This is a genomic window from Streptomyces sp. NPDC055025 (assembly GCF_053608565.1).
Window position 1 is genome coordinate 13,515 of sequence record NZ_JBSGVS010000074.1, and the last position, 15,434, is coordinate 28,948.

A 15,434-nucleotide genomic window follows, 5' to 3' on the forward strand; every position below is an offset into this window, starting at 1 on the left:
GTGTTTCTCACGGTGGCCCGTGCGGTGGCCGGTGGCCGGTTCCTCCTGCGTGGCGGGGGTGGCGGGCGTGGTGGGCGTGGTGGGCGTGGTGGGCGTGGTGGCGGTGAACGTGTCGGCCCGGCGGGCACGGCCGGTCGGATCAGGCGTGCGCCGTCGGTCTGCCCAGCAGCCGCAGCGCGCAGCCGACGAGCAGGAGCGCCGCGGCGCCGCAGGACAGGGAGAGCGTCAGGGGCCCCGGCGGACCGTGCAGGAGATCCGCGGCGGTGAGACCCGCCGCCACCGCGCAGCAGATCGCCGCGGGCGGCCGGCCGATTCCGAACGCCTGGAGCAGCAGGGCCGTCCACAGCGTCGCTCCCAGCGCGACCAGCGGTACGGGATCCGCCCCGGTCAGCAGCGCCCCGGGTATCAGCGGCAGCACATAGGCCGTCAGACAGACCGCCAGGACGGCCGCGGAGCGCAGCCGGAACCCGCGCGGTGTCACGGTGGCGCGCAGGGCCGCCACCGAGAGTCCCCGGTAGCGGTACAGCAGCCACTCGGCGGGGCCCATGCTCACGGTCAGGACGACCACCGCGAGGGGGTGGCCGCGCCCCACGGACAGCACCAGCACCCCGGCCGCCAGACCGAACAGACCGTACGGCAGGGAGGCCGCCGGGGAGGGCCGTCGTACGCCGGGCACAGGAGGTGCCTTGAGCGTTCCCCGTACGGCACGGGCCGCCGCCCCGGTGGCCAGTACCAGGGTGAGCAGGGGAAGTACGGTGCGCGGCAGGGGACCGGGTTCCCACCAGGGCAGCGCCGCCGCCCCCGCGGCGACCGGCACGAGCGCGGCCAGCAGGACGCGCTCCCTGCCGAGCACCAGCAGGACACCGGCCGCCGCGAGATAGCACGACTGCGCCGCGGCGAAGAGCGCCGCGGGACCGGGCCCGGCGATGGCGGCCCCCACCGCCGACGCCAGCAGCGCTCCCGCCGGGGCGCCGGTGAGCAGCACCCGGCCGGCCTCGTGGGGGCCGACGGCGAGCCGCAGATGGGTCCGGTGCCCGAGGGCCTGGCCCCATGCCCAGGAGACCAGCGCGGCGGCGATCAGCCCCTGGGCCGCGTGCCCGCCGTGCCCCAGCGGAGGCACCAGCAGATAGGCCAGGGCCGGCAGGGCGAACAGCGCTCCGCGCAGCGCGCACCGGACATGGTCGGGCGCCCAGGGATCGGGCGGCAGAGGCGGCTCGGGGAAGCTGCGGGGCACCTTGCGGAACAGGTCCTCGGCGAGCGAGAACAGATCCGGATGCCCGTACTGATGCTGTATCCGCTCGCCGGTCAGCCCCTCGGACTCGAGCAGCGCGGCCACCTCGTAGGCGTGCACGGCGGGCCCTATCCGGTCGGCCAGTTCGGCCGCCAGCCGGTCCACCGGATCGTCGGTGCGCGAGCGCCGCCCGACATGGCCGGTACGGGGCAGGCGCAGTGCCAGCGTCGTGTCCTGCGCCAGTCTCAGGGAGAGTGTGTCGTCCTGCCCGCCGTCGGGCTCCAGGGATATCGGGCCGCTCATCCCGCTCTTCCTCCGAGCTCGGCGACGGCCGGCTGTCCGGCCGGCGCGGGAGCGGTCCGGTCCGGCGCGCGGTCCGGCACTCTCCCCGCCGCCGGGTACGGGAGGGATGACACCGCACGGGGGAACGCCCCGGGCAGGGCGGGATCCGCGGCCCGCGGCGCGGCCGGGGCGGAGGCGCCGCGCGCGGACAGTTCCAGATAGATGGCGCGGAAGGTGTCCACCGTCTGCCGGAGGGTGAACTGCTCGATCACCCGCAGCCGTGCCGCCTCGCCCATCGCGGTGCGGCGGGGTGCGTCGGCCAGCAGCTCCAGCGCCGCCGCCGCCATGGCGGCGGGCTCGCGCGGGGGGACCACCAGACCGGTCGGACCCACCGCCTCGCGCACCCCGCCGACATCGGTGGAGACGGTCGCCCGCCCGCACGACATCGCTTCGATCAGGGTGAAGGGGAACCCCTCGCTGATGCTGGAGAGCATCACCACATTGCCCGCCGCGTAGGCGTCCTTGATGTCGTCGACCCGTCCCTCGAAGGTGACCGCGTCACCGTGACCGAGGGAGGCGGCGAGTTCCTCGCACCGCTCCCGGTACGCCTCACCGCCGCGCGGGGTGCCCCCGAAGAGCCGCAGCCGCGCCTGCGGCAGCTCCGCGCGGACCCGCGCGAACGCCCGTATCAGGGTCTCCAGATCCTTGATCGGGTCGACACGGCCCGCCCAGCTCAGGGTGGGCAGCGGCGGTTCCGGTCCGGCGGGCGGGAACGCCGAGGGATCGACCCCGTTGTAGACCGTGCGGATCAGCCGGGGGTCGGCTCCGCCCTGTTCCTCCCAGAGCCGGTTGTAGCGGTTCCCGGGGGTGATCAGCGCGGCCCTGCGGTACGTCTCCTCCGCCAGCAGACGGAAGAAGCCCAGCAGGACCGCCTTGACGGGCCATCGGTAGGGGGCGGTGCGGTAGCCGAGATAGCGCTCCCGCAGATAGACACCGTGTTCCGTCAGAAGCAGCGGGACACCGTGGAGTTCGGCCCCGGCCAGGCCCGGCAGTGCGGCGACGCCGCCGCTGACCGCGTGGCTCACGCCCCGCTCCGGCGGACGCGCGGCGAGAGGACGCAGCGCGTGCTCCAGGAGCCCGGTGGCGGTGACCGCGTCGTACAGCGTGGGGCGTGCTTCCCGTACGGGCAGCCCCGGCCGGTTCCACACGGCCGTCAGTATCCGTACCGCGCGGTCGTCGCGCAGGACGGGGCTGAGCGCTCCGTCCCGCGCGGCGCGCGCCATCTCGTAGAAGGCGGGCGCGAAACCGCTCTCGGCGGCCGGGTCGAGCAGCGCCGTCAGGAACCGTTCGTAGGCGGCCGTCAGCCGGCGCAGCGCACGGCCGCGTGGCATGGCTCCGTCGGGGGCGGGCCCCCACATGGGGACCGTATCGAGGCGGGTCACCTGTGCGGGCAGCTCCCACACGGCGCTCTCGCGGCCGGTTCCGGTCACCGCGACGACATGGAAGTCCATGTCGGGCATACCGCTGACGAGTTGGTCGCACCAGACGCTCACGCCACCGTGACTGTGAGGGTAGGTGCCTTCGGTGAGCAGGGTGACGCGTGCCGCGTCGGGACGCGGCGCGCGGTGACGCAGGGGCATGGAGGCGCTCCACGGCGAGAAGGATGCGGAGGCGTGACGGGTCCTGCCTGCCGTACGGCGGACAGGACCCGGTGCCGCGGGAGACGTGCCGGGATCAGCGCCCGGTGCCGGGCGTTACGGGACGCAGGACACCGGCGGGCACCGGCAGACGCGGCGCCGTCGGCAGCGGTGGCTCCGCCGCGCGTGGCGTGGTCCGTCCGGCCGGTGCGCCCGCGCGGTCCGGTGCGCCCGTGACAGCCGGTGTGTCCTCGCCGCCGGACGCGGCCGGGCCGCCTGGTGCGTCCGGGGCCGGCGCCGGAGCCTGGGCCAGTGCGAGGGTGACACGGTCCTGGCCGGCCGCCCGCGAGACCCAGCCGGAGGCGGTGCCCGCGTACGGCTGCCCGAAGCCGGTGGTCCCGGCCGGGAGGCTCTGCACGGTCCCGGACGGCATGGTGGCCGTGACGGCGACCTCTGCCGGTGCCTGTACGGACACGGTGTCGCCGATCCGATAGCCGGTGACGGTGCCGTTCGCGACGGCGGTGTTCCAGAGGGTCCGGCGGCGCAGCTCCTCGCCGATGTCACTCATCCGCAGATTCACCAGAGGCGTGTTGTCGGCGTGGAGAGCCGCGTACTGGTCGAGGACTCCGTCCAGGACCGGGAATCCGATCCGGTCCTCGGCGAGGTTGGACTGGTGCATGAAGTGCGGACGCGGGTCGTTGGCGAGGACATGCCCCAGGGCGATCCTCGTCTCCAGCGGCACGATGTACCCGCTGTAGCCGGCCGCGAGATCCAGGGGGGCGCCGAGACAGGTGGTGTTGGCGAGGTCCTCGCACAGACCGCTGCCGCCCTGCGCCCTGCTGGTGTAGAGCCAGTTGTACTCGTCGACCTGCTCGGACGTGCGGCCCGCGTTGTAGAAGATATTGATCGGGTACCGGGCCACGGTGAGGGCGGGGCCGACCGCGCGCTGCCCGGGGTCACGGGAGTTGTCGGACGCGAGCCAGGCGATGCCGTTGTCGGAGAGGGCGGGAGCGAGGTTGGGGTTGTCGTCGGGCTGCTGGGGGAGCACCTTCAACCCGGAGTGCTCACCGGTCACCAGCTCGTCGTCGCCCAGCGCGAGTCCCGCCCGTTCCCCCCACTGCCGGTTGTCGGATATCTGCTGGGATATGTCCGTACGGCTGACATAACGCGTGCTGCCGTCGGCGTTGGTGGCGCACTTCCACGGCACGACGTCGACGTTCTGCTCGCAGCCGAGGAACGCGTGGTCGTAGGTGTGGTTGAGCCAGCGGAAGTCGGCGCGCCTGGCCAGGAATTCGTCGGCGACGGGATCGGCCCCGCCGTTGTCCGCGCGGTGCTGCTCGCTGCCGCCGCCGTTGTACGCCAGATCGAGCGCGAAGCCGCGCCGCCGTGACCAGTCGGAGACGTTGCGCACATCGTCGACCGACATCCGGATGGGGTTCTGGGTGCCCTGGCCCGGCGGGCAGTCCACGTCACCGGGAGTGCAGTTGAGCAGGGGGTCCCAGCGGTCGTCGGCGCCGAAGACGTCGTCCACATGGACGGCGAAGTAGTTCCGGGAGGCGCCGAGGCGTACCTCCTGGGTCATCCAGTCCACGATGCCCCGGGCCAGCAGCCTGAACTGCTGCTGATACTGGTTGTATACAAAAGTGACCACCAGTTCCCGGCGGCCGTCGTGCCGGTACTCCCCGACGAGGGAACCCCTGGCCGTGGAACCCGGGATCGGCGCGTCGACATAGGTGGTGAAATCGGCGCCCGCGCGGGGCCTGGACAGATAGGCGTAACTCTCCCCGACGTCGGGCGCGTTGTCCTCGAAGGGGACCGCGCCGTCGAGATAGGCGAAGGGGCCCGCGCTGCCCGCGGCGGTCACCTGGGCCCGCACCCCGTCCACGGAGCCGCTGTAACCGCCGCTGGTGGGAACCTCCAGCCCGGCCTGGGGCCGCGCGTAGGTGTACGCGTCGACCTGGGGGATCGCGTACGTCTTCTCGTAGGCGGCCAGGGCGGCCATCTCGGCGGAACCGGCGGCGAACGGATTGTCGTTGGGCAGGACGACGGCCTGGAACTTCGCCCGCGGCCGGCCGTCCACCGTGTCGGCCAGGAACGCCGGTCCGATCACGGGCCGGTCGGAGCGTCCGAGATCCACGAGGGTGTACGGCGTACCGGCGGTGTCGAGTTCGGCGGCGATGGCGGCCGTGGCCGGACCGCCGTCGGTGACGACCAGGACGCGCAGATCGATACGGGGCGCCGGTTCCTCGGCCATCGCCGGCGCCCCGGGTAAGGCGAGCGCGAGCAGCAGTGCTCCGGTGGTCAGTGCGGTCGTGCGGATGCTCCGCTTCATGCGGTCGTGTCCCTCCCCGGCGGGTCCGGCCGGCTCTCCCGACCCACCGGACCCCTTCCCCCAGCACGGCGCCGGCCCTCGCGGGGAGGACCGGCGCCGCGCTCTTATGTCTCATATGGTGATGGATGCGTGCGGGTTTCGTGCGCCGGTTGTGAAACATGACGGAAAAACGCGGGCGATCTCGGCGTCCCGTCCGCCCCGCGACGGCGGTCCGGCATGACCGTGATGGTCCATTCGCCGTGCCCCGCCCGCACGGCGCACCGCGATGGCAGTACGGGCGACCGGCGCGGTGCGCCCGCGCTTCCCGGTGGAACGTTCCTTCTCCGGGCGTCTTGTTCGGCGGGATTGCGGTGGTGTTGGCGCTGTGTTACGGCGACGGCCGCGCTACCGGGTGCGGTACGGGCGGGCCGCCGGGCGGAGACGTTCAGGAGCGGGCCGCGGCCGACGCCGGGGGCGTCGCGCAGTTCACCCGCGTGGTCGGGGTGGTGTAGGTGCCGTCCTTCACATTCTGGCCGTAGTTGTACTCGTAGTACAGGTACGAATAGAAGGCGATGTCGGCGTTGCAGCCGGAGTTCGCGGCGATCTCGTAGGCGAGGGTGACGGTACGAGTCGCTCCGGGCGGCAGCGGAATCTCGTAGGTCACACCGAGTGCGGTGGTGCCGGTTCCGGTGCAGGCGACGCCGTCGGCGGTGCACGACGTGAAGGCGTACCTCAGATCCGTGCGCTGGGAGGTGGTCCAGGTGGGCTGGACGGACTGGTAGACGAACCAGATGTCGGTGGCCTGGTTGTTGGTGAGCGTCATCGTGATGTTGACCGTGGACCCCGGGACCGTGGTCGGCTGGTCGACGGAGAAGGCCAGGTCGGGGGTGTCGGCGGCGGCCGGCTGGGCCAGGCCGAACAGGGCGACGGTGAGGGCGACTAAGACGGAGAGACCGAAACGTCTCAGGTGTGTGATTCGCATGGCGGGGAGGCTAGGAGACGGTTCGGTCCCCCGTCTGCCCCACGACGCTCCGGCTGTCCCGTAGGCGGCTCGAACGACACGCCCGCGCTCCGCGCCCGGCAGCCCCCGTGCCGGCTCCCGGCTCCCGCGAACGCACCGGGTAGCGGCGTGGCGACTGTGTGTGCGGACCGCTGGAGTCCGGAACGGGGGCAAGCCGACGAGAATGGCGCATTCCGTGCGCCCGGCGGGGGGGGCAAGGCGAATGGCCCGGACAGGTCGGTCCGGGCCATTCGGGTGGTGGGGGAAAAGGTCGGTCAGTCGCCGGTGTTGGTCGCCCAGACGGGCCTGTTGGCGTTGTTGTAGACGACGACGTTGCCGTCGTCCTGCACGGCGAGGTAGTGGCCCTTGCGCCACGTTCCGGCGGCCCAGAGGGGCTGGCCGGCCTTGTTGTAGACGACGAGGTTGCCGTCGCTCTGCATGACGAGGCGGTCGGCGTTGGGGTAGACGTTCGGGGCCTGCCAGACGGGACGGTTGTTCTTGTAGAGGACGACATTGCCGTCGCTCTGCACGCGCAGGATGGCGCGGCCGTTGCCGGAGGTCCACGCCTGGTTCTTGCCGAGGGTGGCGGGCGCGTAGAAGCGCGAGTCGCTCCGCAGGGCCTCTTGGGTCTGCGTGCTCCGGACGGTATGGCTGCTTCCCGCGGCGTCGGCGGCGGGAACGGCGGCCAGGACGGGCAGTGCTGCGAGGGCGAGCGCGGGGAGGCCGCGCCGCACGAGATTTTTGATCACAAACCCGGATTTAGGCAGTTCGCATGGGTCTGCGACACCCCTGCGGCCATGAACTCACCCGTACGGCTCAGCGATTTCATCGCTGAAACGACTCTGCGTCTGCCGCACCGCCGAGGATGTCGATGATCTGGCGCCCGCCCGAAACGCGTCGCCGACGCCCGGGGGCGATGTGCGCGGCCGTACCGCGTACGTCGACCCCCGGGCGGTGATGATCTCAGCGCCTGGCGCAGCCCTGGGCGTAGCCGTGCCACTTCATCTTGGAACTGGTCTCGGGGCCGAAGACCCCGTCCTGGCCTGCTCCGGACTGCTGCTGCGCGTACAGGACGGCGGCCTTGGTCTTCGCCCCGTAGTCCCCGTCCAGGGTGAGGCGGGTCTTGTTGGCGGGCGCCAGATAGCAGTGGTTCAGCGTGTTCTGCAAGGCCACGACCGCCACGCTCTGGTTCCCCGGGCCGAGTACGCAGTTGGTGTTGTTGGTCTCGCTGCCCTTGGTCGGGACCTCCGCCCATCCTCCGTTGGTCAGCCGGAAGTGACTGAACGAGTCGCAGCTGACGGCCGCCGATGCCGGAGTGGCCATGGTCATGGTTCCGGCGGCCGAAGCCAGGGCGATCATTGCCGCCGCGGCGGCTGTACGAATGCGCATGATTAACCCCCTGTTGAAGCGGGCGTCCGCCCCAGCCGGCGCGAACTCCCCCCGTTTTGTGGGAGTTTTACACACTCAACGGTGGAATTCGACCTTCCATACGGATGCGTTCGAATTCGGGTCGGGCGATCTTGCCGACGGGCGCGAACCGATGGGTCCCGGTAGCGCACCGAGCAGGACGTGGAGCCGGGCATCGTGGGCAAGCGGCGGGGACCGGCCCTGAGCGGTGCGCGCCGATGGGCATTGTTCGGGTATTCGCACGGAGCGTAAACTGGCCGTTGTGGATTGATTCCGCGTGCGTTCGGCGAGAAGGGCGTTGCCTGACCCGGCCGTATGCCATGTGTCGTGCGCGGATTCATTCGGGACTATTTCCTCGGGGGCCGTATGACTGGAGGAGCATATGTCCACAGCTACCCCGACCCGTGAACAGCCGGCCACCCACTTTCACACCGAGAACATCGACGGCGTGAACGTGTTCTACCGTGAAGCGGGCCCCGAGGACGCGCGCGCCGTGGTCCTGCTGCACGGATTTCCCACCTCGTCGCGCATGTACCGAAATCTGATGCCGCGGTTGTCGGACCGCTACCACGTCATCGCGCCCGACTACCCGGGGTTCGGACACAGCGACGTACCCGACCGGGAAAGCTTCACCTACAATTTCGACCATATCGCCGACATCATCGACAAGCTGCTGGACCGGCTGCGCATAAGGGAGTTCACGCCCTACATGATGGATTTCGGCGGATCCATCGGCTGGCGTCTCGCCGTCAGGCACCCCGGGAGAATCAGCGCCGTCGTTCTCCAGAACGCTCCTCTGTACCCGGAAGGCGGCGGCGACGGGTTCTGGAAGGATCTCATTCCCTACTGGGGCGACGGATCCGATGAGCATCGCGATGCCGCCCGGTCCTATGTGACGCCGGAATGCACCAGGGACCAGTACCTCGACGGGGCACACGATGCCTCCCTGATCGACCCCGACTGCTGGTTGATCGACCAGGCGCTGCTCGACCGTCCGGGCGTCGACGAGATCATGCTGGACCTTCTGTACGACATCTCGAAGCAGGAGGCCGTCTTCGGTGCGGCGAAGGAGTTCCTCCGCGAGGAGCGGCCCCCGGCGCTGATCGCTACCGGCGCCAACGACGAGGTGTTCCCCGAGTCCAGCATGCGGCACTTCCTGGACGATCTCCCCGACGCCGAGTTCCACGCCCTCGACACAGGTCACTTCGCGCTGGAGGAGAAAGGCGCGGAGATCGGAAGTCTGATGCGGTCCTTCCTCGACCGGACCTTCCCGGACGCGTAGTTCCGCTGTGTTCGCGCCGGGGTGTGTGCCGGCCTTCGCGGCCATCGGCCGCAGTCCTTGATCAGGAGGCCACGGGTCCGGATCCCGCTGAGTGACCCAGCTGAGTGACACGGAGACCCCCGGAGAAAACCGGGGGTCCCGGGCGTCAGAGGGAGACGGCGACGGCGTTGAACGTCGTTTCAGGCGTCTGGGGGCTGGTGAAGCGGGCGTTGACGAGGTAGAGGCGATCGCCCCGGCGGGCGGCGGTGGTGGGGACGTCGAAGCGGGGGTCGGTGATCGTGCGGCGCAGGGTGGCGGAGCGCGCCTTGGCGTCGAGGCCGAACACGCTGATGAGGTTCAGCCGGTTCTGTACGACATACAGTGTGCGGCCGACGCGGAAGAGACCGTCGCCGTTGGCGACGTCCGCCGCGCCGCTCAGCGCGATCTCCGTGGCCCGACCGGTCCTCAGGCTCACCTGGTACAGCTTGCCGGGCGTGCTGCTGACGACGATCAGCCCTCGGCCGTCGGGGGTGCCGACGATGCCGTTGGCGTTGTTCACATCGGGTGTCTGCACCCAGTCGCCGCCGAGCGGCAGGCCGCGGATCTCGCCCCGGTGGCCGCGCGGTATGCCGTAGAGCACACTGTCGCGTGAGTCGGTGAACCAGGCGCGGTCGCCGAGCAGGATGACATCGTTGATGAAGTGGCCGGTGCTGTCGGTCAGTTGATATGAGGCCACGAGCTTGCCGGTGCGGGAGTCGACGACCCGCGCGGATCCACCGCCCCCTCCGGCGATGTAGAGCAGGCCGTCATGATCCAGCTTCAGCCCGATGGCCGCCGATCCGGTGGTGCCCTGATGGATGAACCCGCCCTCCCCGGTGCGCAGATCCGTGCGGTAGACGGCGCCGTCGGCGCGCGAGCCCATGTAGGCGTACGGCTTGGCGCCGATGGTGATCCCCTCGGGGAGGAAGCCGTTCGGGAGCGGGAACTCGGTCGGCCACGCGGCGGTCCGGGCGGTGGGAGCGGCGTTCGCCGTGCCTGCGCCGGTCGCCGCCGCCAGCGCGGCGAGGGCGGCGCCGCCGAGAACGGCGCGCCGGGACGGTTGGAGCTGGTTCCTGACCATGGTTCGGGGCCTCCGTGAAGAGTGGGGGTGGAAGTCTGCGAACTCGGTAGCTCAGCGAACTCGGCTTCGGCCCGGCTTCGACTCCGACCCGGTGCCGAGTTCTCCTCGTTGTTCTCCTCGTTCGTAACGGACCGTCACCTGCCGGAGTTCCCGGTCCGACCCCCGCCGTCCCCCGCGGCGACATCGCGACGCACACCTGTGGCCGGAGCGGCCTGTGACTTTTCAGGGTCCTTCATCTGTGAAGCGTTATGCTGTAAGGTGGAGATCCAGAGAGGCGGCCGGAGCAGCGATGGCGGAGATGAAGAACAGCCGCGTGACGGCCGGTGTCCCGTCCGTGACGGTCGTTCCGGGAAGCATGCTCAGTTTTCACCTGAAGCGCGCCGAGCAGGCGATCATCGCCCGCAAAGCGCACGGTGTTCGCGATCTGGATCTGACCGAGCCGCAGTGCAAGGTCCTCGGGTATCTCGCCGGAGGGGTCGCCAAGTCCTGCACCCAGCTCTCCCGTGAGGCGCTGGTCACCTCGCAGACGATGACCGGCATCGTCAAGAACCTGGAGGCCAAGGGTCTGGTCGAGCGGCACAGCTCACCGGATCATGGACGGGTCATGCTGGTCTCGCTCACCCCGGCCGGTGTCGAGCGCGCCGCCGTGGCGAGCGGCTTCTCCGAGCGGGTCGAGCGCGGACTGCGCGAGGCCATGTCGGACGAGGACTATCGCAGGCTCGTGGAACTCCTCGACCGTGTCGCGCGGCTCGCCCCCGACGTGACGGCCACCGCCGAGGCCTGACGTAACGGTTTGCGGCAGCGGGGAGGGCTCCGTCGGGTGACACCGCCCCGACGGAGTCCTCCTTTTCTTACGTGATCACGACAGGCACCGGCGGTCCGGGCCCCTGGCACCGTCGGCCAGGTCGCGTCGGTGTTTGATCTCCGGCCGCACGCGGTCCGGCCACCGGGAATAAGGGCGTCATCCTCCGCCGTTCCCTCCAAACGTTGAAGGAACCTTCAATGAGTCGCTGCTGGTGTCTATAGCAGGGTCCTACATTGAAGTAGGATACTGGCGGTGGACCGCTCGGCCGGAGCCACCTGCTGCCCGCCGGGACGACATACGCCCGTCTCGCAGACCGATTCGCAGACCGATTCGCAGACCGAAAGGCAACATGACCATGGGAATGTCCGGACTCACCGCTCTCGTCACCGGCGCCACCGCGGGCATCGGCCGCGCCGTTGCCGTACAGCTCGCGCGGGAGGGGGCCGAGATCGTCGTCCATGGCCGTGACGCCGACCGTGGTGCCGATGTCGTCGCGGAGATCGAGAAGGCGGGAGGAACCGCGCGCTTCGTCCGCGCCGACCTCGCCGACTCCTCGGACGTCCTGCGACTGGCCGAGGAAGCCGGTGACATCGACGTGCTCATCAACAACGCCGGCGTCTACAAGTTCCTGCCGACATCCGAAATGACCGACGAACTCTTCGACCTCCATATGGACCTCAACACCAAGGCCCCTTATGTCCTCGTCCGCGCCCTGGCCCCCGGCATGGCCAGGCGCGGACGCGGATCCATCGTGAACATCAGCACCATGGCCGCGTCCGTGATCACGCGCGGCACCGGGATGTACTCCGCCTCCAAGGCCGCCCTTGAGCAGCTCACCGAGGTCTGGGCCGCCGAGTACGCGGAGCAGGGCGTCCGCGTCAACGCCGTCGCACCCGGTCCCACCCGCACCCCGGGCACCGACGACATGGACGCGGCCACTCTCAAGGCCGTGGCCGGCACGACCGCCATGCGCCGTCTCGCCGAACCGGAGGAAGTCGCCGAAGCCGTCGTCTTCCTCGCCTCGGACCGCGCCAGCTACATCACCGGCGCCGTCCTCGACGTGATCGGCGGCCGTCCCGCCATCGGCTGAACCCCGGGAACACCCGGCCCTGGGCGGTGCGCACCTGGCCACGGCCGTCCAAGGGGCACCCCCGTCCAAGGGCGGGCCCCGCACCACTCACACGAACCGTTGAAAGGCCACGTCCGTGCCACCGGCCCTCTTCGCCCTGGCCCTCAGCGCCTTCGGCATCGGCACCACCGAGTTCGTCACCATGGGCCTGCTGCCCAATGTGGCGGCCGATCTGCACACCAGCGTCCCCACCGCCGGCAACCTGGTTTCCGCCTACGCCCTCGGTGTCGTCATCGGGGCGCCCCTGCTCGCCGTCATCGGCGTACGCATGGCCCGCAAACACCTGCTCGTACTCCTTATGAGCATCTTCGTGGCGGGCAATCTGCTCTCCGCGCTGTCGCCGGACTTCGGCTGGGCCCTGGCGGGACGCTTCCTGTCCGGCCTGCCCCACGGCGCCTTCTTCGGAGCGGGCTCCGTCGTCGCGGCGCGTCTCGCCCCCAAGGGGCGCGAAGGCCGGGCCATCGCCACCATCCTGCTCGGCCTGACCACCGCCAACATCGTCGGCGTTCCCGCCGCCACCCTGCTCGGCCAGGATCTCGGCTGGCGCGCCACCTTCCTCGTCGTCACCGCCATCGGTGTCCTCGCCGTCGCCGGCCTGGCCCTGCTGATCCCCTACGAGCCCGTCGAGCCCGGACAGAGCCTGCGCCGCGAACTGCGCGCCCTGCGCAAAGCGCAGGTCCTGCTCGGCCTCGCCACGGCCGTGTTCGGCTTCGCGGGTGTCTTCGCCGTCTACGCCTACCTCTCCTCCATCACGACCCATGTGATGGGGCTGGGCGAAAGCTCCGTCCTGTGGGTACTGGCGCTGGCCGGCGTCGGTATGACCATCGGTGTCGCCGCGGCCGGTCCTCTCACCGACCGCGCGGCACGCCCCACCGCCTACGCCGCTCTCGCCGGTCTCGCCCTCGCGCTGACCGTCTTCCACTTCACCGCGCACATCGTCTGGATCGCGCTGCCCATGGTCGTCGTCCTCGGGGCGACCGGCTTCCTCATGACAGCACCGCTGCAGACCATGGTGATCCGCTACGCCGCCGACGCCCCCACTCTCTCCGCGGCCTCCAACCACTCCGCCTTCAACCTCGCCAACGCCGGAGGCGTCTGGCTGGCGGGCGCGGGTGTCGCCGCCGGCTGGGGCTGGATGTCGACCGCTCTTGTCGGCGCCGTACTCGCCACGGCGGGTCTGGCCATCGCACTGACCGCCGGATACCTCGACCGCGGGCCCGGCACCACGGCTCCCGGGCCGGACCGTCCGCTCCGTACGCGGGTTTCCGGTGGCCGAGAAAAACGCGTGGACCGCGCGGGCGCTGTCACGGGACACTCAGGATCTTGACCTGACCTCCCCGTACTCGCGCGTACGTGTCGCCGCGAGCCGCGTGGGGGGTCCCGCAGAGGCATGTGGCGGGCTGCCGCACGACCACACAGGGTTGGTATGGGATCTCCTGAATCGGGTGAGGTGCCGGGCAGGGGCCCGGTACTTCTCGCACTTCGTTACTACGGACGGGAGTTGGCCCGGCTCCGGCTGGTGACCGTGCCCGCGATGCTGTTGCCGGCGCTGGGCAACATCGGCATCAACTACATCGCGCCGCTGGTCGTCGCGAAGCTTGTCGGCCGGATCGCCGGCGACGACGGCATCACCATCGGCTCGACACTGCCCTACGTCCTCGGCTTCGCCGTCGTACTGCTCCTCGCGGAGACGCTGTGGCGTATCGGTCTGCACTTCCTGAACCGTCTCGACGCCCTCGGCATCGAGCACCTGTACGTGATCGGAATGGACGAACTGTTCGCCAAGGACGCCGCGTTCTTCCACGACAACTTCGCCGGGTCGCTGACCAAACGGGTTCTGAGCTTCGCCTCCCGTTTCGAGGAGTTCGTCGACACCCTGACGTTCTCGGTCGTGGGCAGTCTCGTGCCGCTGGTGTTCGGATCGGTGGTGCTGTGGCGCTACGAACCGCTGCTCGTCGTCGGGCTCCTGGCGATGATCGCGCTGACGGGGCTGTGCGTGGCCCCTCTCATCCGTCGCCGCCAAGCGCTTGTCGACCAGCGCGAGGAGGCGATCGCCCGGGTGTCGGGCCATGTCGCCGACAGCCTGATGAACATGGACACGGTTCGGGCCTTCGCCGCCGAGGACCGCGAGGCCGCCGAGCACCAGACCCGCGTCGCGGAGTCGCGGCGGCTCACGCTGCGTTCGTGGGACTACGGCAATCTGCGCATCGACACGCTGGTCGCGCCGATGTCCGTACTGACCAACGCGATGGGCCTGCTGCTCGCGGTCGCTCTCGGCGGGGGTGAGCACGGCGTGGAAGCGGTCGTTCTCGCCTTCACCTACTACAGCAACGCGACGCGGATCATGTTCGAGTTCAACCAGATCTACCGCCGTCTGGAGAGCTCGATGACGGAGGCCGCGCAGTTCACCGAACTGCTGCTGACACCGTCGACCGTGCTCGACCCCGAGTCGCCGGAGCCGCTGCTGTCCCGGAGCGCCGATGTCCGCTTCGAGCGGGTGACCTTCGCCCACGCGGGCGCGGAGCCTCTCTTCGAGGGCCTCGACCTGGCCGTGCACAGCGGGGCGAAGATCGGCCTGGTCGGCCGGTCCGGCGGGGGCAAGACCACGCTCAGCCGGCTGCTGCTGCGGATGACGGACATCGACTCCGGCCGGATCCTGATCGGCGGTCAGGACATCAGCAGGCTGCGCCAGGCCGACGTGCGCGGCATGATCGCCTACGTACCCCAGGACCCGGCGATGTTCCACCGCACGCTGCGGGACAACATCGCGTTCGCCCGGCCGGACGCCACGGAGGCCGAGATCCGCCGCGCGTCCGAGGCGGCGCACGTCACGGAGTTCGCCGACGCGCTGCCGGACGGCTTCGACACCATGGTGGGCGAGCGTGGTGTCAAGCTGTCCGGCGGACAGCGCCAGCGGGTCGCCCTCGCCAGGGCGATCCTGCGCGACGCGCCGATCCTGCTGCTCGACGAGGCGACCAGCGCCCTGGACTCCGAGAGCGAGACCCTCGTCCAGGAGGCGCTGTGGCGGCTCATGGACGGGCGGACGGCACTCGTGGTGGCGCACAGGCTGAGCACGGTCGCCACCATGGACCGGCTCGTGGTCCTGGACCGCGGCCGGATCATCGAGCAGGGCACGCACCACGAGCTGCTCGCGTCGGACGGCGCCTACGCGAAACTGTGGCAGCGTCAGTCGGGCGGCTTCCTCGACGACACCCCCGAGTCGCGGGCGGATCTGCGCTGAGGCCCCGGCC

12 protein-coding genes are annotated in these 15,434 nt (G+C 70.4%); 5 read left to right on the top strand and 7 right to left on the bottom strand.

The features are described 5' to 3' along the window. Positions 1-139: 139 nt before the first annotated feature. From ACWGDX_RS33495 to ACWGDX_RS33520, 6 genes are all read right to left on the bottom strand, one after another. Positions 140-1,534, bottom strand: coding sequence for a hypothetical protein (locus tag ACWGDX_RS33495; protein ID WP_453631739.1), 1,395 nt, complete (start codon positions 1,532-1,534; stop codon positions 140-142). Further along, a complete protein-coding gene (gene pelF / locus ACWGDX_RS33500; protein WP_453631741.1) occupies positions 1,531-3,153 on the bottom strand; it encodes a GT4 family glycosyltransferase PelF in 1,623 nt (540 codons plus the stop codon). Before pelF ends, ACWGDX_RS33495 begins: the two co-directional genes overlap by 4 nt. Positions 3,154-3,247: 94 nt before the next feature. Then, positions 3,248-5,482, bottom strand: a complete 2,235-nt coding sequence (locus ACWGDX_RS33505; protein ID WP_453631743.1) for a hypothetical protein — start codon at positions 5,480-5,482, stop codon at positions 3,248-3,250. 424 nt (positions 5,483-5,906) lie between these two features. Then, positions 5,907-6,443: a hypothetical protein gene (locus ACWGDX_RS33510; RefSeq protein WP_453631745.1), complete on the bottom strand. Its 537-nt coding sequence runs from the start codon at positions 6,441-6,443 to the stop codon at positions 5,907-5,909. Positions 6,444-6,736: 293 nt separating this feature from the next. Next, positions 6,737-7,210 (bottom strand): hypothetical protein, encoded by a 474-nt coding sequence (locus ACWGDX_RS33515; protein WP_453631747.1) that lies wholly within the window; start codon positions 7,208-7,210, stop codon positions 6,737-6,739. Positions 7,211-7,424: 214 nt separating this feature from the next. After that, positions 7,425-7,850, bottom strand: coding sequence for a peptidoglycan-binding domain-containing protein (locus ACWGDX_RS33520; protein WP_453631749.1), 426 nt, complete (start codon positions 7,848-7,850; stop codon positions 7,425-7,427). 400 nt (positions 7,851-8,250) lie between these two features. Here ACWGDX_RS33520 and ACWGDX_RS33525 point away from each other — a divergent pair, with 400 nt between their 5' ends. Then, complete coding sequence (locus ACWGDX_RS33525) at positions 8,251-9,150, top strand: alpha/beta fold hydrolase (protein WP_453631751.1); 900 nt, start codon at positions 8,251-8,253, stop codon at positions 9,148-9,150. A 145-nt stretch (positions 9,151-9,295) separates the two neighbouring features. Here ACWGDX_RS33525 and ACWGDX_RS33530 read toward each other — a convergent pair whose 3' ends face one another. Further along, entirely contained in the window at positions 9,296-10,249 is a 954-nt protein-coding gene (locus ACWGDX_RS33530; protein WP_453631753.1) for an SMP-30/gluconolactonase/LRE family protein, read from the bottom strand. Between the two features lie 289 nt (positions 10,250-10,538). Between ACWGDX_RS33530 and ACWGDX_RS33535 the strand changes: the two genes are divergently transcribed. The 4 genes from ACWGDX_RS33535 to ACWGDX_RS33550 all read left to right on the top strand — a co-directional run bounded on the left by ACWGDX_RS33535 (position 10,539) and on the right by ACWGDX_RS33550 (position 15,424). Beyond that, positions 10,539-11,033: a MarR family winged helix-turn-helix transcriptional regulator gene (locus ACWGDX_RS33535; RefSeq protein ID WP_453631755.1), complete on the top strand. Its 495-nt coding sequence runs from the start codon at positions 10,539-10,541 to the stop codon at positions 11,031-11,033. Between the two features lie 382 nt (positions 11,034-11,415). Then, on the top strand, positions 11,416-12,144 hold the full coding sequence (locus ACWGDX_RS33540) for an SDR family NAD(P)-dependent oxidoreductase (RefSeq protein ID WP_453631757.1): 729 nt from the start codon (positions 11,416-11,418) through the stop codon (positions 12,142-12,144). A gap of 115 nt (positions 12,145-12,259) precedes the next feature. After that, positions 12,260-13,510, top strand: a complete 1,251-nt coding sequence (locus ACWGDX_RS33545) for an MFS transporter (RefSeq protein WP_453631759.1) — start codon at positions 12,260-12,262, stop codon at positions 13,508-13,510. 99 nt (positions 13,511-13,609) lie between these two features. Further along, positions 13,610-15,424 (top strand): ABC transporter ATP-binding protein, encoded by a 1,815-nt coding sequence (locus ACWGDX_RS33550; RefSeq protein WP_453631761.1) that lies wholly within the window; start codon positions 13,610-13,612, stop codon positions 15,422-15,424. Positions 15,425-15,434 lie beyond the last annotated feature (10 nt).